The following is a 21939-nucleotide window of genomic DNA, read 5'->3' on the forward strand; positions in this document are numbered from 1 at the left end:
GTGTCGTTGAGAATCGCGGGAGCAGTGCGCGACACATCCGGGTCGGCACCGTTTGCGGCAGAGCGCTAATCCAAGAGTGTTGGCTTTTACCTGATCGGTGTGCCCCTCGCGGTTAGTTTGTCGATATGCCGCGAGCGTTTCGATACAGGCTTCTCGTCCTCGCTGTCCTCGTGTGTGTCGTGGCCGGCGCGTGTGCCGGCACGGGCAATCAGGCCAGGGAGCGCACGTCTCCCACGTCGGCATCTTCGTCGACTCCAACGGGTGCGACGAAAACACCGCCTGTGTCGAATGGTCCGACGAACGCGGCGGCACCGGTACCGAGGACGCAGGAGAAGGGGACGTTCACGCTCGCTTTCGCCGGCGACATTCGCTGGAGCAGCCAGCTACGTCCGTTGCTCGACGACCCGGAGACGGCGCTGGCACCGATCCGCTCCGAACTCGCGGCGGCCGACCTCACCGTCGCCAACCTCGAGACCGCCGTCACGACGCGCGGTGAACCCGAACGTAAGGACTTCACTTTCCGGGCGCCCTCGTCCGCGTTCGAGGCGCTGGCGTCGGCTGGGATCGACGTGGCGAGCATGGGCAACAACCACGGCGTCGACTACGGGCCGCAGGGTCTGTCGGACACGCTGGCGGCCATCAAGGATGCACCGCTCGCCGGCGTCGGGATCGGCCGGGACGCCGAGCAGGCGTTCGCTCCGCACGTGGCGACGATCCGGGGTACGAGGGTGGCGGTGATCGGTGCCACCCAGGTGGACGATCCGACCGCCCGCAACTTCCCGGCCGGTGCGGGCCGGGCGGGGGTCGCGGCCACCGTCGACCCGCAGCGGCTGGTCGCCGCGGTCGCGCAGGCCCGGCGTAGCAGTGACGTCGTGGTCGTCTTCCTGCACTGGGGCGAGGAACTCAACCAGTGTCCGATCAGCGAGCAGAAGGACCTCGCGCGGATGCTGTCCGACGCGGGCGCGGACGTCGTGGTCGGCACCCATGCGCACGTGCTGCTCGGCTCGGGCATGCTCGGCCGGACCTACGTCCACTACGGGCTGGGAAATTTCGTGTGGCCCAACCAGACCAACGAGGCCACCACGACCACCGGCGTTCTCACCCTCACCATGAAGGGTCGTACGACGGTCGCGACGCGGTGGTCGCCGGCCAGGATCAAGTCCGACGGGTTGCCGCACTTCGCCGAGGGCGACAAGGCGGAGGAGATGCGGGAGGACTTCGCCGACCTGCGCTCCTGCACCGGCCTGGCGCCGGCTCCCGAGCCGCCCGCGTGAGGATCGTCGGCGTGCGGTGCGTCGTGCGCGGGTCGGGGTGGGTTCAGCGGCCCGGTGCGCGGGTGACGACTTCCTGGAGCACCCAGCCGTTGCCATCGGGGTCCTCGAAGGAGGCGAACGAGCCGTAGCTGTTGCGGTCCGGGTCGGGGCCGGCCACCCGTCCGGCGGTGCCGCCATGGTGGAACACGCCCTCCTCGTCGTGGAACACCTCGCTGATGGCGATGCCACGAGCGGCGAGTTCGGCCCGGGCGGCCACGATGTCGGTGACGACGAGGTGCAGGCCCTGGGCAGAGCCGGGCTGGGCCGTGGTGACGCCGCTGCCGATGATGATCGAGGCTTCGGATCCGGGTGGTGTGAGCTGTACGACGCGGTAGTCGTCGCTCACGACGAAGTCGGCGTCCAATCGGAAGTCGAGACCCTCGTAGAAGGCCTTGGCCCGGTCGACGTCGGAGACGGGCAGGGTCAGAACTTCGAGCTTGAGATCCATCATCCGGTCCTTCCTGCGGTGATCCAGGCGAGAGACCGTGCCCGGCGTCACCCGTTCGACTGGTGACATGGAGCACTCGTTCCCCTGCGGCAACCTGCCCTCGACTTCGTGGGCACGCTGCAGGCACGCCGCAACCCGGAGCCGACCGAGGTCCTGGTGTCCCCGCGAAGCCTGGGCGCGTGGTTTCGGGAGTCCGGTCTCGTCGACGTCGAACCCAGGGCCAGCGCTGCCGATCTCGACGCCGCGATCACGCTCCGCGAGGCGATCTACGCGCTCGTCCTCGCGCGGATGGGCAAGCGGGGGTACGACGACGATGCGCTGGCGCTGGTGAACCACGCGGCCGACGCGCCGCCGGTGATCCCCCGGCTCGCCCACGACGGGCGTCGCGCCGAGGCCACGGCGCCCCAGGCGATGTCGTCGGTGGCGCGGGACGCGATCGGCATCCTCGGCGGCCCGCAGGCCGCCCACCTCAAGGAATGCGGTCGTCCCGAGTGCACCCAGGTCTACCTGGACCACTCACGGTCCGGACGACGCGAATGGTGCGCGATGGCGACATGCGGCAACAGGATGAAGGCCGCCGCCTACCGCGCACGCAAACGCTCCAGCGTCCCGTCAGCCACCTGAGTGGGCGGTACCACCCGATCGACCAGCACCATCTGGTCGACCGGTGCCGGGAGCCGTGAGGCGGGAACGGCCTACTGGCCTATGCGTCCGTCGATCCGCTCGCGCAGCAGGTCGACGTGACCCATGTGGCGGCCGTACTCCCAGACCATTCCGACCAGTACGTCACGCAGCGACATCTGCCCGCCACCGCTGCCATGGAGGTTCAGGGGATCGTCGCCGGTGATGTCGAGACTGGGCGCCTCGGCCACGTAGCGCGTGGCGAAGTCCACCTCCGCACGCCATGCCTCCCACGCCTGCGCCACCATCTGCGGGTCGGCCACGGCATCATCGAAGTCGCCGTCACGGTTGGTCTCGGAGCAGTACAGCTTGGGCACGTCCTGTCCGGCCATCAGCACCCGGAAGGTCGCACGCTCCACCTCGGCCAGGTGCCGCACCAGTCCCAGAAGCGACATCGTCGACGGCTCGACGGAACGCCGCGCCATGGCCTCCGCATCGAGACCCGCGCACTTCATCTCCAACGTGAGGCGTGCGGTGCGCACGGCTTCGACCAGCGTGGTGCGCTCGTCGGCCAACGTTGGTCCGTTCTCACGTGGGTCGTCCTCAGACGGCTTGCCGTCCGCGGTGAACATGTCGGCTCGTCGCGTGGTGGCCATGGCCGCATCATCGGGGATGCGCGTGGTGACCGACAAGGGATTAACACCTGCACTCCTGGCCAACGGGTTCGGGCGCGGCCTCGACTCACGAGGGGACGGGTACGGACGTGCGCCCCTCGGCTCCTGCCGTGCCGCAGGGGCGCTGAGAAGCGCACGTCCGTGCCGGGTCAGCCTGTCCAGCTGAAGCTCGTCCGGGCAGGTCGGCTCGCCACGCCGGTGGGCGAGACGGCGAAGAGTTCGAGGCAGGTCTCGCCCTCGCTGCCGCGACGCTGCAGGCCGGGCACGACGTAGGCGTCGGCGAAGATCCGGCCGATCCACTCCTTGTCGGTGGATTTCCCGTTGGCCGCCTCGGGGGCAGGAACGCCGGCGCCACCGTTCGACATGCCGGCTCCGTTGCCCGGTGACAGCCGGAACAGGTCGTAGTACCAGACGCCCTCGTGGGCGAGCTCCCAGGACAGGTAGGCGGTCGCGACTCCGGCGTCCAGGCTCGTCCCGTCGACGGTGAACCCGCGCGGCTTCGGCGGGGCCTCCTGCCCGCCCTTACGTCGCAGGCCCAGCGCTCCGATGTGGACCGTGTACTCCTCGACGACGGTGTCGGACCGGAAGCCCAGGCTCAGCGCGGCGACCGTCCGGCCGGCGTAGGGCTTCAGCGACCAGGACCTGCGGTTCCAGACGGGCGATCCGGCCTTGCCCACCTCCAGCCAGGTGACCTTGCTCGGTTCGTCTTCGAAGGTGAGGCCGACGCGGAGGTTGCTCGCCGCGCACGCCCTGCCCAGGGTGTAGGTGAGGTCGAGGCAGACGTCGTCGTGGACCGGAAGCTCGGTCTTGAACAGTCTCAGCTCCACGGCCTCATCTGCTGGCAGGGAACCGGTGAGGACCAGGGACGTACCGCCGTCGTAGGCGAGGTTGTAGTCGTAGTCGACCTTCAGCCCGTCGTAGGTCGAACCGTCGGCCTTCCGCAGCCACCACTGCCAGGTGGGCAGCAGGTCCTGGATCGCGATGTTGAACCACGGCTGCTCACTTGCCAACCGACCCTTGACGAAGAAACGCTCGCCGGTGCCGGCGTTGAACCGGGTGAGGAACGGATAGCAGCCGATGGTCGACTTCTCCACGATGTGGTACGCGACACCGTCCCACCCAGCAGGGTTGGTGCCGTCCCCGGTCGGTGGCACCAGCCGAGCCGCGTGGGCGGGGTCCTGGCGCGGCCCGGACCACAGTTGGCGTTCATAGACGTAGACCTGACGCTGGCCCTCGACGCTGGACTTGTCGCTGGGGGCGAGGCTCCAGGGGAAGTCGGTGCCGAACAGGGCCCAGCTGGTGAGGGCCCGTTCACCTTCGGGGAAGATCCAGCGCGGATCCTCCGGCGGGGCGAACTGGTTCAGGGACAGCTCGGTGCCCGGATAGACGACCCGCTGGGGATCAAGACCGAGCGAGATCGCGTAGTCGTGGGAATTCTGTATGAGCTCAGGTGTCCAGTCGTAGTTGAGGAAGATGCTGTCGCAGTAGCGCTTGCCGTCGTCGGTGATCCACGGCGAGTTCGTGGCGTTGAACTCGTTCTCGTAGTCGACCTGGCCCGCGAGAGTGAGGGAGTCGTACCACTGGACGTAGAACCCCTTGGGCGCGGTGCGGGTGAGATAGCCGAGCATCTCCTGCAGCAGGAGTGCCTGCTCGGGCTCGATGTCACCTTCCTGGTTGATGAAGTACCCGTCGAAGCCGAAGTACTCCGCCATCTCGATCAGCTTGTCCGCCACCGGGAACGACCCGTCCGGCCGCTGCTCGACGAGCGCGGCGAACTGGTCCGGGGGCCGCGGCCAGAACCAGCAGCCGAGACTGAGCACACCGTTGCGGTGCGCCGCGTCGGTCCAGGCCGGGTTGGGCGGGTTGATCACACCGTAGGCCGGGTCGGGTGCGTTGATCTGACCGAACACCGGGAGCCCGTGCCAGGCGCCGAAGTAGTCGAGGTACTGCCAGAATCGCAGGGCGTATGCCTCGAAGATGTAGCCGTAGGGATGCATGACCCGCACATTGTTGGGCTCCACGTAGTCGTTGGACAACGACAACAGCCGCGGACTGGCCGAGAGGCTGGGGTTGGCCTGGGTCGGCGCGAACGTCTTGATCCGCTTCGCCAGCGGCACCCGCGACCGGAAGTACTTCGCGAACGGATCGGTCGCCGGGCTCCAGGTCTTGATCGCCGCCGAGTCGTAGCCGTGCAGCGACGGTATGCCGGCCGGCAGACCCGTCACGGGTGGCCTGGTGTCGGCCACAGCCGGCGTGCCCGCCGCCACGGCCACCGACCTGCCGAACATCGTGGCAGCACCGGCGGTGACGCCCGCCATCCCTGCCATGGTGAGAAATCGTCGCCTGTCGAACGCGGCCCGCCCGGTCATGTCCCCACCTTCCCCCGTGATTTCCCTTGCCCGCCTAAGGTCTGGTTCCCGGACCGGGCGGTTCCCCGTACCCAGGACAGTAGCGGCGCGGCACAGCACACGAAACGAAACGCCGGTCGGACCGAGGGAACGTGAAATGAGGGTCCTGTCAAGACACGCTTGTCAGCGAGGGTAGATGTCAGGTCGGGCAGGTCATGGCCTTTCGCGAGCACGGTGAGCCAGGCGCAGGTGGGTGGCCTTGTCCTTCCTCGCCCGCTCCAGGGCCGCCTTGTTCGCCGCGATGAACGCTTTCTGGTAGGCCGCGTCGACGGCGTACCACACGCCCACCACGTTGGTTTTCTCCTTGCAGGTCACGTCGGCCACCGCGACGGCGACCTCCGTCGGAGTGGAGCGCGGACCCCGAAAGCGTGGGTCGTTGCCGGCGTCCCAGGGAGCGGCGTAGTGGTGACCCTTCGCCTTCATACAGTCCGACCAGGCGCGGAAGGTCGCGAGCACCTGAGGGTTCTTCGTCGCGTCGATGACGCTGTTGTTGTCGATCGCCTCGACGAGGTCGGTGTTGTCCCACGAACCTCCGAGTTTCCGGTCAGCCTCACCAAGACAGCCACCGGCGGGCACCGGTTGGACAGGTGCGTCCGGTGTCCCTGGTGTGTCGGTGGTTACTCGCGTGCCGGTCAGCACGAGGGCCTGGGTGGGTGAGAGGTCCGGGGTGGGCGGCTTGCCGGCGTTTCGTGGGTCACGCGCACCCAGGTGGTAGCCGTCCGCGGCGGCCAGTACGGGGTCGGTCAGACCGTATCGGCGTTCGGTGTAGGTGCGGGGACCGAGCTGTTGGTGGCGAGGTGGTGGGGGCAGGGTGACGCCGTACCTGGCGGCACATCTGGTCACGAGCATGTCCTGGGCGGTGGTGAGGTCGGCCCGCTCTCGGTCCGACAACAGGTACGCGTCGAGCGGCAGCGTCAGGTGCGTGCTGTCGAGGACCACGGGCGTCGCGTTCAGCGTCGGGGTACTCGTTGGCTGCTTGATGTCGACGGGTGTGACGCTCACCTGCGGGGCCGGTTCTTCGCCGGAAGCCGGAGCCGAACAGGCCGCTGCCGCGCCGAGCGCGAGGAGGACGGGGACGGCTGTCCAGGCGCGGCGACGGAAGGGTCGACGCGGACGAGACGAGATCATGGGAGAGGTCCTCCGTGATCGAGGAGGGTGGGGAACTCACGCCGGCCGGACCGGTCCCGGCGAGACCGGTCCGGCCGGCGTACCCCCGTTAGCGGCGTCCCTCACGACGTGAGGGACCGTCTGTGCTCAGCCAACCCACTGCAGGGAGGCGTTGTCGTTCCAGGCGTTGACGAGGTTCCGCCAGGAGTTCTTGTTGACCTGGTCGTAGGGCCCGGAGTAGTTCTCGTTGTAGTAGACGCGTGCGAACAGATACGGGTCCAGGTTCCTGACCGACGCGCTGTTGTTCTTGACCCGCTGCCCGTGTCCGGACCCCGCGGACAGGAACGTGTCCCCCGCGAAGTCGGGAACGTTGCTGTAGTAGTCCCTGAACGATCCGGTCAGGTTGCCCGCGTAGTGCAGGCACGCCTCGCGGTATTCGCACACGCCGTTCTCGCTCGCCGCGCTCGCGGGCAGTGCGGTTCCGGTGACGGCGATGCCGGCTGCGACGGCGGTGGCAGCGGCAACGGCCGCAAACTTCCTGGTACGCATGTTCCCCGTTCCTTTCGATGCTGAGATCCGTGTGGATCTCGCGGTGCCGCCGGGTGCGTTCCCGGTGCGGGGTTCACGATGGTCGGGGTGCCTTACCGTTCGCTTACCGCTTCTTTACCGCCCTGGCGCGCGACCCGGCGCCGTGATGGCCGCGTGGTGGCCGCCCCAGCGGCGACACGAGTGGACTCGGGCCCGACAATGGTGCTGAGCGAACACACCGATCACTCACAGCCCACTCGCGGGGATTGGGCTCGTACGGGGGTGTCCGACCGTGGAGTTCCGGCTACTGGGTCCGGTCGAGGCGCGGGACGACGAAGGACGGCGACTCGACCTCGGCGCGCGGCAGCAGCGGTTCGTGCTTGCTGTCCTGCTGCTGGAGGCCAACCACGTCGTACCGGCCACCAGGCTGGTGGGGCTGCTGTGGCCCGACGACCCGCCTCGCAGTGCTCGGCAGTCGATCCAGGTGCGGATCTCCCGCCTGCGAAGTCTGCTCGGCGCGTCCGTTCCGGTCGTGAGCGAGGGTGCGGGTTACCGGATCCGGATCGACCCGCTGGCTGTCGACGCCCACCGCTTCCGGGCCCGGGTGAGCGCGGCCCGTGGGGCGGTGGAGGACGGTGCCGACGACCGGGCTGTCGCGTTGTTCCGGCAGGCACTCAGCCTGTGGTCGGGTGAGCCGCTCGCCGGCGCGGCAGCGGAGGCGGTTCGGCTCCAGCTCAGCCACGGGCTCGAGGAGGCCCGCCTGGTCGCCGTCGAGGACTGTCTCGACGCGGAACTGCGGCTCGGCCACCACGCGAGCGTCCTCGACGAGCTCACCGACCTGGTGCGGACGCATCCCACCCGCGAACGACTCGTCGGCCAGCTGATGCTCGGACTCCACCGCTGTGGCCAGACCGCCCGGGCCCTGGAGGTCGCCCGGCAGACGCGGGAACTCCTGGCCGGCGAGCTCGGCATCGACCCCGGCATCGAACTCCGTGACCTCGAACTCGCGATCCTGCGGGACGATCCGAGCCTCCTGGTCAGGCCACCGCACCACACCAACACTGGCAGGGTCGAGGGGGCTGGGAGTGTCCCGAAACCGGAGCCCGCGACCGACGCCGCGGCGGGTGAGCCCGACAACCCGGCGCGGACGCTGACACCGCCCGCGCAGCTCCCGCCCGCGGTGTCGGGATTCACCGGCCGCCGCGCCCAGCTCCGCGACCTCGACCGGTACGTCACAGCCGGGACGGAGGACGCCGCTGCGTCTCGGCTCGTCGTCGTGTCCGGGATGGGCGGGCTGGGAAAGACCGCGTTGACGCTGCACTGGGCACACCAGGTCGCCGACCGGTTCCCGGACGGCCAGCTCTATCTGGACCTTCGCGGGCACGCCGCCGTTCCCGCCGTACGCCCGATCGAGGCCCTCGCCCATTTCCTGCTTGGTCTCGGGTTCGAGCCCGCGAGAATCCCCCACGACCTCGACGCCGCCACCGCCGCCTACCGGACCGCTCTGGCAGGGCGGTCGCTGCTGGTGGTGCTGGACAACGCGGCGGATCCCGCACAGGTCCGCCCACTTCTCCCCGCCGCGCCGGGCTGCCTCACCCTGGTCACGAGCCGGGACCGGCTCTCCGGTCTGGTCGCCCGGGACGGCGCCGACCGGCTGGCCCTGGACACCCTGACGACGGAGGAGGCGATCGACCTCCTCGAGAGGCTGCTCGGCCCGACGCGCGCCGCCGCCGAGACGGAGGCTGTCACGGCGCTAGCGAAGGTGTGCGGACGGCTTCCGTTGGCGCTGCGCATCGCGGCCGGCTTCCTCACCGACAATCCGGCGCACACGGTACGGGCGTACGTCGAGCAGCTTCAGCAGGGCGACCTGCTCGACGCGCTCACGGTCGACGGCGACGACGACGCCGCGATCCGCGCCACGTTCGACCTGTCCTACCAGCGTCTCTCCGATCCCGAACGCCGCATGTTCCGGCTCCTGGGACTGGTCCCCGGCCCGGACGTCACCCCGGGCGCCGCGGCCGCACTCGCCGCGATCCCGGTGGCCGACGCGGGCCGGCAGCTGTCCCGGCTCTGCGCGTCACATCTGCTCACCGAGCACGTGCCGGGGCGCTTCATGCTGCACGACCTGCTCCGCGAGTACGCCAGAGGCAGGGCCGAGGCGACGAGCCGACCGGGGATCGCGCCGACGCCTTCGAACGCCTCATGGCGTGGTACTACCTCAACGCCCGGCACGCGGACGTGTGCCTGTCCCCCACGCTGGTCCGCCTCCCTCAGGCGGAGGTTCCGGACGGGATCCCCGCCGCCATCCCGGAGGGCGACACCGACGCGGCACTGCACTGGTTCGCGGACGAGGATGCGAACCTGCGGTCCGCTCTCACCCAGTGCGCGGAGCACGGGCCGCACCGGTGGGTGTGGCTGATCGCGGAGTTCGAACGCCACCACCTCACCACCATCGGCGATCGGGTGACCCACGAGAGGGTCACGAAGGCGGCTGTCGTCGCCGCCGAACACTGTGGTGACGCTGCCGCGCTGTCCTCCGCCTACCTCGGGCACGCCAACACGCTGACCAGGCATGACCCGGTGGGGGCTCGTGACGTGCTCACCGCGGCGATCGGGCACGCCGAGCGCGCCGCCGACCCGCTCTGGCTCGCGTCCACGCTCAACGACCTCGCCGGCATCCACGTCAGACTCGGGGACTACGGGAGCGCCCACTCTCTTCTGCGCCGGTCGATGGTGCAGACCAGGCGCTCGGAGAGCCCGGGACGTGATCCGGCGATGACGCTCTCCAACTTCGGCCTCCTCGCCGCCATCCGAGGGGACCTTCGCGAGGGTGCGGCCTCCCTCAGGGAAGCCGCTCGCGCCTACGAGGAAGTCGGTGCCGAGCGCAGTCAGGCGTACGCCCTCATCACACTGGCCGAGGTGAGGCATGCCCTGGGCGACGCGGAGGATGCACTGACACTGCTCGACCGGGCGGTGGCCCTGGCCCGGGCCTCTGGCAGCCACCGGATCGTCGAGGCTCGGATCGAGCGAGCCGCGGTGCTGACCGAACTGGGCCGCCTCGACGCGGCCGAGGCGGAGGTGGCAGGCCTGGTCGTGGCGGCCGAGGGCACCGAGGACCCGGAGTTGGTTGCCCGGGCATGCGCCGCACGCGGGGACCTGCGACATCGGCTCGGGGACGAGGTACGAGCCTGCCGCGACCATGCGCGCGCGGTCGAGGTCGCGACCGCCAGTAAGGACCAGTACTTCACCATGAAGGCGTTGGTCGGCCTGGCGCGGATGGAAGCCGTCTACGACCGGGACGCCCAGGCCCTCAGCGCGACCTCGAGCAGCGGTTCGTTCGCCAGCACACGCTTGTCCAGGGGACCTTCCCGGCGTACCGGAGGTCACGTTCGGCCCGAAGATCACGGGCCGCCGCCGAGCACGCGGGGGCCGCGTTGGCTCTCGCCGAACGGTCCGGAGCCGGGATCATCGAGGGGGACGCGCTGACCGTTCTCGCCACCGTGGAGCGTCATCGTGGCAACCCGGCCGCCGCGGTGTCGCGGGCGGAGGCCGCGGTCGCCGTCCATCGGCGGACCGACCATCACCTTGGGAAGGCCCGCGCGCTCAAGGCCCTCGGGCTCGCCCTGCGCGAGTGCCCTGACGAGGCGCTGACGGGTGAGCGGGCCGAGTCGTGTCTGCGGGAGGCGTACGACCTGTTCGACTCCTTCGGCTCCTACGAAGCCGAAACCGTCTCCTAGCGCAGGTCGGGTGGGAGTAGTCGGCAGAGGCCGCGAACAGCACCGCGCCCACCTGGGGAAGGTTGTCTCCTCAGGTGGGCGCGGGCGCGCTCAGGTCCTGGCGTCGTTGCCCAGGAACGCGGGGTCGGCTGAGTCGTAGAAGCGCAGGCGAACGTCGCGGGCCGCCTTGAAGTGGGCGTTGGCGAGTTCGCCCGCGGCGTCGACGTCACGGACCAGGATCGCCGCCAGCAGCGCTTCGTGCTCGTCCCGGGAGGCCTGGTATCTCCCGGCGTGGTGCAGGGCCGTCGCAGGATATCGACGGAGGTAGAGGTCGAGGTGCTTCAGGAAGTCGATGAGGGCACTGTTGTGCGTGGCCGCCCAGATGGCTTCGTGGAAGTTCCGGTTCGCCGCGTTGAGTGCGGTGACGTCATCGGGCGCGACCTCTCGCAGGGTCTCGTGCAGCCGGGTGAGTTGCATCCGGTCGATGCTCGTGTGCCGTTCGGCCGCCCCACGGGCGGCCGCGGCCTCCAACGGGATGCGCACCTCGTAGATGTCGAACAGAGCCTGGGCGCTTCGACCCGCAACGCGAAGTTGCCGCTCGGAGGACTCGACGAGGCCGTCTCGGGTGAGCAGACGTAGTGCTTCCCGCACGGGTGTGCGGCTGACTCCCAGCCTGGTCGCCAGCGTCGTCACGACCAGTGGTGACCCAGCCTCCAGGTCGCCGCTGATGATGTCGTCGCGCAGTCGCGCGTAGACGTCGGGGGCCAACTCCCTCGGACCGTTGGTCAACTCTCATTCCCTCCTACGCGCCTGTCTTGCTCAACGCGAGCCAAGAAATCCAGCTCCGAAGGAGAGCCGATCGTCATTACGGTGTGCGACACCATCGTCGTTTATAGCACCTTGGACAGGAACGATTGCGTACGGGCATTTTCCGGACGGAGCAGAACCTGCTGCGGGTCGCCGTGCTCGACGACCATCCCGTCGTCCATGAACACGACCGTGTCGGCGACCTCCCGCGCGAACCCCATCTCGTGGGTGACGACGACCATGGTCATGCCCTCGGCCGCCAGGGACTTCATCACGTCGAGAACCTCGCCGACGAGTTCCGGGTCGAGCGCACTGGTGGGTTCGTCGAAGAGCATCAGCTTGGGTTCCATCATCAGGGCCCGCGCGATGGCCACCCGCTGCTGCTGGCCACCGGAGAGCTGGCGGGGGTAGGCGTCTGCCTTGTTGGCCAGTCCCACCCGATCCAGCAGCCGGCGGGCGCGTTCGGTCGCCACCGGCCGTGGGTCCTTCTTGACCCGGATGGCGGCCTCCAGGCAGTTGCCGAGAACGGTCAGATGGGGGAAGAGGTTCCACTGCTGGAAGACCATCCCCACCTCGGCGCGCTGCCGGCACACCTCCCGGTCACGCAGTTCGTGGAGCTTGTCGCCGACCTGGCGGTAGCCGACAAGCTCACCGTCGACCCAGATGCGACCGGCCTGGATCTTCTCCAGGTGGTTGATGCAGCGCAGGAACGTCGACTTGCCCGAGCCGGACGGTCCGATCACGCAGGTGACCTCGCCGCGCGCCACCTCCAGAGAGATCCCCTTCAGAACCTCGACCCGGCCGAAGGACTTGCGTACACCTTCGGCGCGGACCATCAGGGAGCCCGACAGGCTCGACGATGCTGTTTCGGTCGTCAACGTCGTCTCCACTGGTCAGGCACCGGCCACCGCGGCCGGCGCGGGTTCGTCCCGCTGGGGCTTGGTCGACCGCTCCGATGACCGCCCGAAGTGGCGTTCCAGGCGGCCCTGCAGGACCGAGGTGATCGAGACCAGCAGGAGGTACCACAGGCTCGCGACGACGAGGAGAGCGATGACCTCGAAGTTGCCGGAGTAGATGTTCTGCGCGGTCGAGAGCAGATCCCCTCCGGAGATGAACGCCACGAGCGAGGTGTTCTTGAGCAGGGAGATGAACTGGTTGCCGGCGGGCGGCACGATGACCCGAAGTGCCTGGGGCAGCACCACCCGGCGCAGCAGAAGGCCACGGCTCATGCCGAGCGCCTGCGCGGCCTCCACCTGGCCGCGGTCGACCGCGGCGATGCCGCCGCGGACGATCTCGGCGTTGTAGGCGGCCTCGTGCAGTGTCAGCCCCAACAGGGCGGCGACGAATCCGGTGATGAGGTCGTTGGTCTGGACGACGAACGACGTGCCGGGGATCCCGATGTGGGGAAACAGCAGCGCGAGGTTGAACCACAGGATGAGCTGCACGAGCAGGGGGACGCTACGAAAACCCCAGATGTAGAGTCCGCTCAGCCAGGTCAGGACCCGACTGCTCGACAGCCGCATGACGGCCAGCACGATGCCGAGCAGCAGGCCGGTGATCTCACAGATCACCGCCAGCTTCACCGTCACCAGCAGGCCCTGCAGGATTGCGTGGGAGAACTGGTACTTCGCGATGACGTTCCAGTGCACGTTGGGACTCGTGGCGAACGTCCAGACGAGGAACGCCGCGACGAGCACGGCGACCACCGTCAGCGCCCACAGTCCGGGCCGTGGGACGGGTTGCGCGCGGATCTCACTCTGGGAAGTCATGGTCAGCCGCTGCTCTCCAGCGAGTCGCCCTCGTTGACGACGACCTTGTCCACGGCGCTCGCCTCGACGTCCCACTTCTCCAGGATCTTCTGGTAGGTGCCGTCCTCGAGCATCTGTCCGAAGCCGTACTGCAGGGCCGCGATCATCTCCTTGTCGCCCTTCTTGACCGCGACCGCGTCGTAGGAGGACGCGAACGGGGTTCCGGCGACCTCGAGCTTGCCGCCGGACTCCTTCGCCTGGTAGGCGGCCTTGCCGAGGTTGGCGATGTTGGCATCAGCCCGCCCGTTCGTCAGCTGCAACAGGGCGTCGGCGACGGTCGGGAACTTCAGGATCTCTACCGGCTTCTGTCCGGCCCCGGTGCACTTGGCCGACTGGGCCTCGGCGAGGTCGACGGAGATGGTGCCCGTGACCAGGCTGAGGGTCTTCCCGCACATGGCGTCCTGGGAGTCGACCTTGCCGGGGTTGCCCTTCGGAACGATGAAGACCTGACCCGACTCGATGAAGTCGACGAAGTCGACCTGCTTCTGCCGCTCGGCGGTGTCGGTGATCCCCGACATCGCGATGTCGTAGCGGCCGGCCTGCAGGCCCGAGATCAGGGAGGCGAACTTCGTGTTGACGAACTCCGCCTTCACGCCGAGTTCCTTGGCCAGGGCGTTGCCCATGTCGACGCTCACGCCGATGATGGTCTTGCCGTCGGGGCCGATGAAGTTGTTGGGCGGAAGTTGGGCGTCCGTGGCGATGGTCAGGGTCCCCGCTTCCTGGACACTCTTGGGCAGCAGGGTGCTCGCGGGACTGGGTGCCCCGGTGGAGCTCGCATCGGTGGTCGCGCCGGAGGATCCGCAGGCGGCCGCTCCGAGGAGCAGGGCGGCGCTGGCCAGGGTCGCCGCGGCGATGGAGTGAGTACGGGTGGAACGCTGCCTCAGCATCAGGAACCTTTTCTTTCCGGTGACCCGTGGGTGGGGGCAAGCTGGCGAAGGCCCGACATGAGGTCGGTCATCGACAGGTGTGGGAGCCGCTGGAGAGCCTTTTCGAGCGCCTCCACCTGCTGAGCAGGCAGTGCCGTCGAGGCGTTGGTGCGGAACTTCGTGAGGTGCTCGTCGGCGGTCAGCGTGCGGGCGCCGAATCCACGGTTGACGGGGATGGTGATCTCCCCCTCCTCCCCCTGCTGGGTGCAGTAACGCAGGACGCAGGAGATCCTTCGGGGGAACGCGGCGGTGGCGGACTCCGCGTCGACCATGCGGACGCGTGCCGCCAGTGCCCGCCGCCGCGGCTCGACCGCGGCGGCGTCGGTGAAGTCCTCGAGGCTCACACCGAGCCCACCGCCCCCGAGCATCGCGGCCGCGAACGCGTACGGGCCGCTGAACTGGGCCTCGTAGCCCGTCTCCGGGCTGGCCTTCTTCGCCGGCGGTTCGGCGATGGTCCGCAGGGTGGGCTTGGCGACTCCGGCCTCGACCCAGTCCAGCTGGTCGGCGGTGATGCCACGCTCGCGAAGCTGGAGCGCCGCGTCGATCACCGGGTGGGTGTAGATGTTGCAGGGGTAGGGCTTGAAGCCGACGGCGCCCAGCGTCCAGTCGGTGCCCAGGTTGTCGGTCAGCGCGCGGAGGTCGACCCGGTCTCCGCAGTGGGCCTGCAGGAACCCGAACCGGCCTTCGAGCACGGTGGGCGGACCGGTGAGGCCGGCCACGGCGAGTTCGGCCGCGACCGTGCCGGAGTGGGCGGCCCAGCCGCAGTGCACCTTCTTGACCGTGCCGCCGGTGCGGTTGGCCTCCAGCAGGCCGGCGCCCATGCTGGCCGCGATCCCGATCGAGTGCCCGATGACGTCCTGGTCACCGCCGAGCAGCATGGCCACCGCCACGGCGGATCCCAGGGTGCCGCAGATCGAGGTGGCGTGCAGGCCGCGTTCGAAGAAGACGGAGTTGCCCAGTGCGTCGTCGTAGCCCGCCATCCCGAGGCGGTTGGTGATCTCGATCCCGACCACGGCCGCCGCCACGACGGCCTCGTAGGAGGCTCCCACCGCCTCCGCGGTGGCGAGCACCGCCGGAATGACCGAGGCGCTGGGGTGCAGAACCGACGGCAGGTGGGTGTCGTCGAAGTCGAGGGCGTGGGCGAGGGTTCCGTTGTGGAAGGCCGCCGAGGCAGTCGGCACTCCGTCGTCGAGCCCGATCGCGGTGGCGCGCGGGGCACCGCCCCAGGTGCGCACCACGGTCGAGGTCACCGGAAAGACGGCGGTGGTGGTGGCCGCGAGTGAGTTGCCGAGGACGTCGACGATCCGGCCCCGGATGTCCTCGCCGAACCGCTCGACCAGCGTCGGGTCCGCGCGCTGGTCTACGGCGAAGCGTGCGAGCAGGTGCGCGATGGGTTGCGCGTCGGAGGTCATTGTGCGGTCACCGCCAGTGGACGCAGGGGCGATCCCGTGCCGCCGAGGATCTTCAGCGGAATCGCGACGAACAAGAACTCCGCGACCTTGTCGGCCGCGAGCTTTTCGAGGTCGAGCATCTCCAGGAGGTAGATGCCGCGTTCGACGAGGAGCAGCCGGTGCACGGGAAGCAGTGAGTGGCCTTGCCCGGCGGGGATCTGCTCGACCGATGTGGTGTCGCCGCCCACGGCCACCACGCCGCTGTCGGCGAGCCAGGTGGCCGCGTCGGTGGTGATGCCGGGTACGCCGTCGTGCAGGCCGAGGAACCGCTGCGGGTCGCTGAAGAAGCGGGACCAGCCGGTGCGGATGACGACGACGTCGCCGGCGCGTACCTCGACGCCGGAGGAGGCGGCCGCTGCTTGCAGGCTCGCGGCGTCGACCGGTGCTCCGGGGTCGAGGACCTCGACGCCGGCGTTCGCCGCGACGTCCAGCAGCACTCCTCGGCACAGGAACGGTGGGATGGTCTCGGCGCCGTGGGTCGTGAACCGTCCGGTCTGCTGGGCGGCCGCCGCGTCGACTCCTCCGTGCAGGCATCCGCCGTCGGAGAAGTGTGAGAGCGCGTCGATGTGGGTGCCGACATGCCCGCCGGTGATGATGAGTTCGCTGGCCGAGGAGGTGCCGTCGGCGCGGTTCTGGTCACCGTGACGGCGTTGCAGCGCCAGCCGGAAGCCGGGGTGGTTGGGTGAGCACGCCATGCCGGTCTGCAGGGTCTGGGCGAGGTCGTAGACCGTGCCGGCGGACAGGCTCGCCAGGACCGAGGCGAGTGCTGGGTTCTGGTTCACGATGCCTCCCAGATGACGCCGCGGCGGATCAGTTCCTCGTCGATGCCGGCCCGTCGGGGTGAGCCGCCGCGGATCTCCTGGATGCGCTTGGCCTCCCGCTCCTGGATCGCCTGGGCTTCGGCGAGCACGACGTCGGCGTCGTGGCGGGGGACGATGACCACGCCGTCGGCGTCGGCCACGACGAGATCGCCGGGGGCGCACACCACGCCGCCGATCGCGACCGGCCGCCCGATCTCGCCGGGTCCCTGCTTGAACGGCCCGGCAGGACTCACGCCCCGGGCGAACACGGGCAGGCGCAGCTCTGCCAGCGATGCCACGTCGCGGACGACCCCGTCGAAGACCAGGCCGCCCACTCCGAGCGCGGCGGCGCTCTGGGCCATCAGCTCCCCGAAGAGGGCGCGGGTCAGGTCGCCCTGGCCGTTGACGATGATCACGTCACCTGGCTCGGCCATGTCGATCGCCTTGTGGATCATCAGGTTGTCGCCGGCCCGAACCCAGACCGGGAGGGCGGAGCCGACGCATCGCGCGCCTGGCCAGACGGCCTGGATGTGCGGGTCGACGACTCCGAGCCGGTTCATGGCGTCGCCGACGTTGGGCGAGGGCACCCCGGCGAAGGCGGCGATGGTGGCGGCATCGGGTCGGGTCCAGCCCGACGCGATGCGGAATCCCGGTGATCCGCTCATGCGGGCACCCCTTCGAGTTCGCGTTCGGTGGTGGCGATGGCCGCGGCCACGTCCACGTCCTGGCCCTGCTCCTGGACCGAGCCGGCGAGCTGCCAGACGTCGAGGCGGATGTCGTCGGGTTGGCAGTAGCCCATCGTCCCTACGCGGATGACGGTTCCGTCGAGCGGTGAACGGCGGGCGCCGGCGATCTGGGTGCCGTAGCGGTCGCGCATGGTGGCGACGATCTTGGCGGCGTCGATCCCTTTCGGCGTGCGGAGGACGCTGACACAGGGGGACGCGACGTCGGCGTCGGGGTACAGCGACAGACCGAGGTGGGCGGCACCCGCCGCGAGCGCCCGGCCCAGTCGTGCCTGCCGCGCGAAGGTCTCGGCGATGCCGGCCTCGTGCACCATCCTCAGCGCCTCGTGCAGGGCGCGGACGAGGTTGACGGCGGGGGTGAAGCTCGCCTGCCCCTGGGCTGCCATCTCTCGCGCTTTGCGCAGGTCGAAGTACTCACCTCGCGCAGCCACCTGGTCGATCCGCGTCCAGGCCTTGTCCGAGGCGGTCACCAGGGCGAGCCCGGGCGGGCACATCAGGCCCTTCTGGGAGGCGGAGACGACCAGGTCCAGCCCCCAGGCGTCGGTCTCGATCGGGAGGCAACCGAGGCTTGACACGGCGTCGACCACCAGCAGGGCGGACGTGTCGCGTACGACGTCGCCGATCGCGGCCAGGTCGGTGACCGCGCCGGTGAACGTGTCGTTGTGGGCGGCCAGGACGGCGACGAACTCCCCGCCGTCCGGGGCGGAGAGGCGGCGGCGGAGCGCGTCCGCGTCGGCGCCGCCACCCCACGGGGAGGAGAGCGCTTCCACCGACGCGCCGAGGGAGGTCGCGAGACGTCCGAAGCGTGCGCCCCAGTGGCCGTTGTCGAGGGTGAGAACGCGGTCACCGGGTCGCAGGCTGTTGGCGAGCACGGCTTCCAGAGCGCCGGTCCCCGAGGACGTGAGCACGATCGGGCTGGCCGTCTGAGTCCCGAACAGCGGCTGGAGCATCGCCGCCGTGTCGTTGAGGAGCTCCTTGAACTCCGAGCCGCGGTGGTAGATCACCTGCTGGCCCAGTGCCTGAAGCACCCGTGGCGGGACTGGAGTTGGTCCCGGTACCCGAAGTCGCATGCGCCGCCTTTCGTCACGTTGCATGCAGTTGTATACAGCAGTGCACAGCCGTATGCAAGAGACTTCCAGTCGCGTAGAGTCACCCTCCAGGGTCAGCTCGACCGCGCGGATTCCCTGCCCTCAGAGGGAGTTCGCGGCATGTCGCCAGCTCAGCCCGCGTTCGGCGCGGCCGCGCCGTGACGGTGTGTGAGCAGGCGATCAGGTCAGGCGTGGGCTCGCTTCGCCGCCGACGCTGTTGGAGCTAGCTGGCGCTCCTGACCCCTGAAGCAGGCCGAGCTGGAGCTGGCTCGATGGCGCGATGGGGGCATTACCGTCGCCACGGTCCTCGACAGCGACGATCCCGCCCCGCTCCGCGACATCCACCAGGTCCCGCCCATCATGTTCAGGCGGGGCGAGCTGGTACCCAACGACCGCGCGGTGTCGGTAGTCGGCTCACGCGGCGCTTCGGACCGCGGCCTCAGAGTCGCCGCGGAGCTCGCCCTGGTCAGCTCCGGCGACGCATGACCGCCTGCGCCCGTGGCCACACATCACACCGGGTCGCCAGATCGCGTTATCGGGCGTGGGTCCTCGGTGATCGAGTCGTCGAACTCACCGCGAGCCTTCAGGATCTCCTGGGCATGTTCCATGGACCATTCGGCGATCGCGCTGGTCAGCCTCCCAGCCTCACTCCCGAGAGTGGTCAGGCCGTACTCCACTCGCGGTGGGACGGTCGGATAGACGGTTCGAGTGATGAGGCCATCACGTTCCAGGGCCCGCAGCGTCTGGGTCAGCATCTTCTGCGTGATGCCCTCGAGGACCCGCCGCAACTCGTTGAACCGCATCGGCCGATCGCGCTCGCGCAGGGCGGCCAGGACATACAGCGCCCACTTGCTGGCGAGCACCTCGATCACGGTGCGCGACGGACAGTCGTGGCGGTAGACGAGTGTCCTGCCGACGCTCGCACGCGAAGTAGTACCCATGAGGTACCTAGATATCAAACAGGTGCCTACTTCACAACAGATACCTCCCCCTTCGAGGATGGGTCCGTGGCCGAGCGGCCATCCGTGTCGAAGGAAAAGGGTGATGAGATGACGGGCCGGATGCGGGCGATCAGCCAGCGCACCTTGGGCGGACCGGAGGTCTTGGAGGTCGTCGAGGTCGACCGGCCGGCGCCTGGTCCTGGCGAGGTGCTGGTAGGAATCCATGCCCCTGGGGTCAACCCAGCTGACTGGAAGAGACGCTCCGGACTCGTGCGGAGGTTAGGCGAACCGCCCTTCACCCTCGGGCTGGACCTGTCCGGGGTGGTGGAGGCGACGGGTGACCAGGCGAGACGGTTCCAGCCCGGCGATGCCGTGCACGGGGCCGTCCTGCCACCCCACGGCGCCTACGCCGAGTTCGTCGCCGTGCCGGAGAGCTCGCTGGCACTCGTCCCGCCGAGCCTGGATCACGTGCACGCCGCAGCACTCCCGACCGCCGCGCTCACAGCGTGGCAGCCGCTCGTGCACGTCGCCGGCGTCCACGCCGGTCAACGGGTACTCGTCCATGCGGCAGCAGGTGGCATCGGACACCTCGCGGTGCAGATCGCCAAGTCACGCGGGGCGTACGTCATCGGCACCGCCCGACCGGACAAACACGACTTCCTACGAAGCCTGGGCGCCGACGAGCTGATTGACTACACCACCACCGACTTCGCGGCGACGGCGCGGGACATCGACGTGGTACTGGATCCGATCAGCGGCGAGTACGCACTGCGATCACTGGACACACTCGCGCCTGACGGGATCCTTCTCGACATCCGAGGCACCGGACCGGATCGCGATGGGGTCAGGGAACAGGCCCACGCACGTGGTCTGCGCTACGTCGAGTTCGGATTCAGCCCATCCGGCTCTGATCTCGAAGCCATCGACCTTCTGGTGGAACGCGGCGCCCTGCACGTCGTGGTCGACCAGACGTTCCCCCTGGAAGAGGCGGCCAAGGCGCACGAACTCAGCGCGACCGGCCGCGTCACAGGCAAGATCGTCCTGACCGTTGGCGGGTCGCCCGGCCACTGACATCTCTTCGGGGCGCCGGTCAGGACAGGTCGAGGGCGCGGAGTCGCTCGGCGTCGGCGAGGATGTCGATCGCGACGATCCGCCCCTCCCGCACCGTGCAGCCCGTCACCGAGACCGGCGTCCCCTCGGGCGTCGTCGTGAGGACCCCGGCGACACCGTTGACGATCACCGGCTCCGCGTGGGCCGCCACCCGCGAGAAGGTCAGAGCGCCCTCCGCGACGGTCCTGACGCCGCGCACCTGCCTCAGGCCGCCCGCGGCACCGGAGTCGATCCGCAGCACCACGTCCGGGTCGAGCACCGCGACGAGGCCGTCGAGGTCACCGTCGCGTGCGGCCGCGAGGAAGGCCTCGACCAGCCTCCGCTGCTGGACGAGATCGACGTCTGATGCCGGGGCGGCGCCCCGCACTCGGCGGCGTGCCCGGCTCGCCAACTGGGTGGCGGTGCCCGGGGAGCGCCCCACGATGGGCGCGATCTCGGTGAAGGGAACCCCGAACATGTCGTGCAGCACGAACGCGAGCCGCTCGACGGGGGTGAGGGTGTCCAGCACCACCAGGAGCGCCAGCCCGACCGAGTCGGCCCGCAGCGCCGCGTACTCGGGATCGTCTCGGTCCTCGCGGCTGAGGATGGGGTCCGGCAGGCGCGCCTCGATCGGCTCCTCCCGCCGTGACCTGCGCGAGCGCAGCAGGTCCAGACACACCCGGGCCACCACGGTCGTCAGCCAGCCGCCGAGGTTGTGCACCTCGCTGGTGTCCGTACGGGCCAGTCGCAGCCAGGCTTCCTGCACCGCGTCGTCCGCATCGCTGCGCGAACCGAGCATCCGGTACGCCACGGCACGCAGGTGAGCGCGGTGGCTCTCGAACTGGTCCGCCAGCCATTCTTCGTCGTGCACGTCAGGTTCCTCCGTCGACATCCGTCATAGCACTGACGAACCCCGAAGCGCCGATATGACAGGTCGGCGCCGATCGGTGAGCAGCGACGATCCATGGAGGAAAGCAGCATGCAAGCACGGATGAACCACCCCGCGATGACGGTGCCCGGCGCCATGAAGGCCCTGATCGCGCTGGGCGAATCCACCAAGGAGGCCGGCGTGGCGGCGGAGACGCTGGAGCTGGTCCACCTGCGTGCGAGCCAGGTCAACGGTTGCAGCGCGTGCGTCGACATGCACGCCCGCGTCTTCAAGAGGCCCGACGAGGCGGACGAGCGGGGCATCGCGCGGGTCCTGGCGGTGGCCGCCTGGCGGGACGCGCCGTACTTCACCGACGCCGAACGCGCCGCGCTGGCCCTCACCGAGGCGGTCACCCGGCTCAGCGAGCGGGCGGACCCGGTGCACGACGAGGTGTGGGAGGAGGCCGCCAGACACTACGACGAGTCGCAGCTGAGTACGTTGCTCGTCTCGATCGCCACGGTGAACGTCTGGAACCGGCTCAACGTCGCGACCCGGCAGGTGGCGGGCTCGCTCGGCTGAACCCCGCAGGTCGATCCTGCGCCC

Annotated in this window: 23 protein-coding genes; 8 read left to right on the forward strand and 15 right to left on the reverse strand. The window is 69.4% G+C overall.

Features of this window, described 5'->3' with window-relative positions:
• Positions 1-281: 281 nt before the first annotated feature.
• Positions 282-1274, forward strand: a complete 993-nt coding sequence (locus HEB94_RS33480) for a CapA family protein (protein ID WP_192753542.1) — start codon at positions 282-284, stop codon at positions 1272-1274.
• Positions 1275-1317: 43 nt separating this feature from the next.
• Here the strand turns inward: HEB94_RS33480 and HEB94_RS33485 are convergent, their stop codons facing one another.
• Entirely contained in the window at positions 1318-1830 is a 513-nt protein-coding gene (locus tag HEB94_RS33485; protein WP_238361707.1) for a VOC family protein, read from the reverse strand.
• Positions 1831-1845: 15 nt separating this feature from the next.
• On the opposite strand from HEB94_RS33485, the gene HEB94_RS33490 reads away from it, so the two are divergent.
• A complete protein-coding gene (locus HEB94_RS33490; protein ID WP_273378547.1) occupies positions 1846-2385 on the forward strand; it encodes a CGNR zinc finger domain-containing protein in 540 nt (179 codons plus the stop codon).
• Between the two features lie 71 nt (positions 2386-2456).
• On the opposite strand, the gene HEB94_RS33495 is transcribed toward HEB94_RS33490, so the two are convergent.
• The 4 genes from HEB94_RS33495 to HEB94_RS33510 form a co-directional block, all read right to left on the reverse strand.
• Entirely contained in the window at positions 2457-3038 is a 582-nt protein-coding gene (locus HEB94_RS33495) for a DinB family protein (RefSeq protein ID WP_192753543.1), read from the reverse strand.
• 167 nt (positions 3039-3205) lie between these two features.
• Positions 3206-5425 carry an endo-beta-N-acetylglucosaminidase gene (locus HEB94_RS33500; RefSeq protein WP_192753544.1) on the reverse strand — a complete coding sequence of 740 codons (2220 nt, stop codon included), beginning with the start codon at positions 5423-5425 and terminating at the stop codon, positions 3206-3208.
• A 192-nt stretch (positions 5426-5617) separates the two neighbouring features.
• Positions 5618-6592, reverse strand: a complete 975-nt coding sequence (locus HEB94_RS33505; RefSeq protein ID WP_192753545.1) for a hypothetical protein — start codon at positions 6590-6592, stop codon at positions 5618-5620.
• Positions 6593-6718: 126 nt separating this feature from the next.
• Positions 6719-7120 (reverse strand): peptidase inhibitor family I36 protein, encoded by a 402-nt coding sequence (locus HEB94_RS33510; protein ID WP_192753546.1) that lies wholly within the window; start codon positions 7118-7120, stop codon positions 6719-6721.
• 271 nt (positions 7121-7391) lie between these two features.
• On the opposite strand from HEB94_RS33510, the gene HEB94_RS33515 reads away from it, so the two are divergent.
• The 3 genes from HEB94_RS33515 to HEB94_RS33525 are packed head-to-tail and all read left to right on the forward strand — an operon-like array spanning position 7392 to position 10836.
• The gene (locus HEB94_RS33515) at positions 7392-9518 is read left to right on the forward strand and encodes a BTAD domain-containing putative transcriptional regulator (protein ID WP_192753547.1); all 2127 of its coding nucleotides are present in this window, start codon (positions 7392-7394) and stop codon (positions 9516-9518) included.
• Positions 9509-10585, forward strand: a complete 1077-nt coding sequence (locus HEB94_RS33520; RefSeq protein WP_192753548.1) for a tetratricopeptide repeat protein — start codon at positions 9509-9511, stop codon at positions 10583-10585. The genes HEB94_RS33515 and HEB94_RS33520 overlap by 10 nt, the downstream gene beginning before the upstream one ends.
• 14 nt (positions 10586-10599) lie before the next feature.
• Positions 10600-10836 (forward strand): hypothetical protein, encoded by a 237-nt coding sequence (locus tag HEB94_RS33525; protein ID WP_192753549.1) that lies wholly within the window; start codon positions 10600-10602, stop codon positions 10834-10836.
• Positions 10837-10926: 90 nt separating this feature from the next.
• On the opposite strand, the gene HEB94_RS33530 is transcribed toward HEB94_RS33525, so the two are convergent.
• The 8 genes from HEB94_RS33530 to HEB94_RS33565 all read right to left on the reverse strand — a co-directional run bounded on the left by HEB94_RS33530 (position 10927) and on the right by HEB94_RS33565 (position 18444).
• A complete protein-coding gene (locus HEB94_RS33530) occupies positions 10927-11604 on the reverse strand; it encodes a GntR family transcriptional regulator (protein ID WP_192753550.1) in 678 nt (225 codons plus the stop codon).
• Between the two features lie 101 nt (positions 11605-11705).
• Positions 11706-12458 carry an amino acid ABC transporter ATP-binding protein gene (locus HEB94_RS33535; protein WP_192756824.1) on the reverse strand — a complete coding sequence of 251 codons (753 nt, stop codon included), beginning with the start codon at positions 12456-12458 and terminating at the stop codon, positions 11706-11708.
• A 57-nt stretch (positions 12459-12515) separates the two neighbouring features.
• Entirely contained in the window at positions 12516-13391 is an 876-nt protein-coding gene (locus HEB94_RS33540; protein WP_192753551.1) for an amino acid ABC transporter permease, read from the reverse strand.
• Positions 13392-13393: 2 nt separating this feature from the next.
• On the reverse strand, positions 13394-14317 hold the full coding sequence (locus tag HEB94_RS33545; RefSeq protein ID WP_192753552.1) for an ABC transporter substrate-binding protein: 924 nt from the start codon (positions 14315-14317) through the stop codon (positions 13394-13396).
• On the reverse strand, positions 14317-15768 hold the full coding sequence (locus HEB94_RS33550) for an MmgE/PrpD family protein (protein WP_192753553.1): 1452 nt from the start codon (positions 15766-15768) through the stop codon (positions 14317-14319). The genes HEB94_RS33545 and HEB94_RS33550 overlap by 1 nt, the downstream gene beginning before the upstream one ends.
• Positions 15765-16589, reverse strand: coding sequence for a cyclase family protein (locus HEB94_RS33555; RefSeq protein ID WP_337918094.1), 825 nt, complete (start codon positions 16587-16589; stop codon positions 15765-15767). The genes HEB94_RS33550 and HEB94_RS33555 overlap by 4 nt, the downstream gene beginning before the upstream one ends.
• Positions 16586-17272 (reverse strand): RraA family protein, encoded by a 687-nt coding sequence (locus tag HEB94_RS33560; protein WP_192753554.1) that lies wholly within the window; start codon positions 17270-17272, stop codon positions 16586-16588. The genes HEB94_RS33555 and HEB94_RS33560 overlap by 4 nt, the downstream gene beginning before the upstream one ends.
• Entirely contained in the window at positions 17269-18444 is a 1176-nt protein-coding gene (locus HEB94_RS33565; protein WP_337918095.1) for a pyridoxal-phosphate-dependent aminotransferase family protein, read from the reverse strand. Before HEB94_RS33565 ends, HEB94_RS33560 begins: the two co-directional genes overlap by 4 nt.
• A 282-nt stretch (positions 18445-18726) precedes the next feature.
• Here HEB94_RS33565 and HEB94_RS54915 point away from each other — a divergent pair, with 282 nt between their 5' ends.
• The gene (locus HEB94_RS54915; protein WP_420481613.1) at positions 18727-18924 is read left to right on the forward strand and encodes a DNA-processing protein DprA; all 198 of its coding nucleotides are present in this window, start codon (positions 18727-18729) and stop codon (positions 18922-18924) included.
• Between the two features lie 23 nt (positions 18925-18947).
• Here HEB94_RS54915 and HEB94_RS33575 read toward each other — a convergent pair whose 3' ends face one another.
• Positions 18948-19379 (reverse strand): winged helix-turn-helix transcriptional regulator, encoded by a 432-nt coding sequence (locus tag HEB94_RS33575; RefSeq protein WP_192753556.1) that lies wholly within the window; start codon positions 19377-19379, stop codon positions 18948-18950.
• Between the two features lie 66 nt (positions 19380-19445).
• On the opposite strand from HEB94_RS33575, the gene HEB94_RS33580 reads away from it, so the two are divergent.
• Positions 19446-20450, forward strand: coding sequence for an NADP-dependent oxidoreductase (locus tag HEB94_RS33580; protein ID WP_337918096.1), 1005 nt, complete (start codon positions 19446-19448; stop codon positions 20448-20450).
• Between the two features lie 19 nt (positions 20451-20469).
• On the opposite strand, the gene HEB94_RS33585 is transcribed toward HEB94_RS33580, so the two are convergent.
• Positions 20470-21339, reverse strand: coding sequence for a sigma-70 family RNA polymerase sigma factor (locus HEB94_RS33585; protein ID WP_192753557.1), 870 nt, complete (start codon positions 21337-21339; stop codon positions 20470-20472).
• Between the two features lie 108 nt (positions 21340-21447).
• On the opposite strand from HEB94_RS33585, the gene HEB94_RS33590 reads away from it, so the two are divergent.
• The gene (locus tag HEB94_RS33590) at positions 21448-21915 is read left to right on the forward strand and encodes a carboxymuconolactone decarboxylase family protein (RefSeq protein WP_192753558.1); all 468 of its coding nucleotides are present in this window, start codon (positions 21448-21450) and stop codon (positions 21913-21915) included.
• Positions 21916-21939: the final 24 nt, after the last annotated feature.

Source organism: Actinopolymorpha pittospori (genome assembly GCF_014873875.1).
Taxonomy (GTDB): domain Bacteria; phylum Actinomycetota; class Actinomycetes; order Propionibacteriales; family Actinopolymorphaceae; genus Actinopolymorpha; species Actinopolymorpha pittospori.

Excerpts from the sequence above, each read along its gene's own strand:
- HEB94_RS33565 (WP_337918095.1), bottom strand. The coding sequence starts at position 18,444 with ATGCAACGTGACGAAAGGCGGCGCATGCGACTTCGGGTACCGGGACCA.
- HEB94_RS33590 (WP_192753558.1), top strand. The coding sequence starts at position 21,448 with ATGCAAGCACGGATGAACCACCCCGCGATGACGGTGCCCGGCGCCATG.
- HEB94_RS33495 (WP_192753543.1), bottom strand. The coding sequence starts at position 3,038 with ATGGCCACCACGCGACGAGCCGACATGTTCACCGCGGACGGCAAGCCG.
- HEB94_RS33510 (WP_192753546.1), bottom strand. The coding sequence starts at position 7,120 with ATGCGTACCAGGAAGTTTGCGGCCGTTGCCGCTGCCACCGCCGTCGCA.
- HEB94_RS33545 (WP_192753552.1), bottom strand. The coding sequence starts at position 14,317 with ATGCTGAGGCAGCGTTCCACCCGTACTCACTCCATCGCCGCGGCGACC.
- HEB94_RS33560 (WP_192753554.1), bottom strand. The coding sequence starts at position 17,272 with ATGAGCGGATCACCGGGATTCCGCATCGCGTCGGGCTGGACCCGACCC.
- HEB94_RS33500 (WP_192753544.1), bottom strand. The coding sequence starts at position 5,425 with ATGACCGGGCGGGCCGCGTTCGACAGGCGACGATTTCTCACCATGGCA.
- HEB94_RS33575 (WP_192753556.1), bottom strand. The coding sequence starts at position 19,379 with ATGGGTACTACTTCGCGTGCGAGCGTCGGCAGGACACTCGTCTACCGC.
- HEB94_RS33485 (WP_238361707.1), bottom strand. The coding sequence starts at position 1,830 with ATGTCACCAGTCGAACGGGTGACGCCGGGCACGGTCTCTCGCCTGGAT.
- HEB94_RS33540 (WP_192753551.1), bottom strand. The coding sequence starts at position 13,391 with ATGACTTCCCAGAGTGAGATCCGCGCGCAACCCGTCCCACGGCCCGGA.
- HEB94_RS33550 (WP_192753553.1), bottom strand. The coding sequence starts at position 15,768 with ATGACCTCCGACGCGCAACCCATCGCGCACCTGCTCGCACGCTTCGCC.
- HEB94_RS33505 (WP_192753545.1), bottom strand. The coding sequence starts at position 6,592 with ATGATCTCGTCTCGTCCGCGTCGACCCTTCCGTCGCCGCGCCTGGACA.
- HEB94_RS33535 (WP_192756824.1), bottom strand. The coding sequence starts at position 12,458 with ATGGTCCGCGCCGAAGGTGTACGCAAGTCCTTCGGCCGGGTCGAGGTT.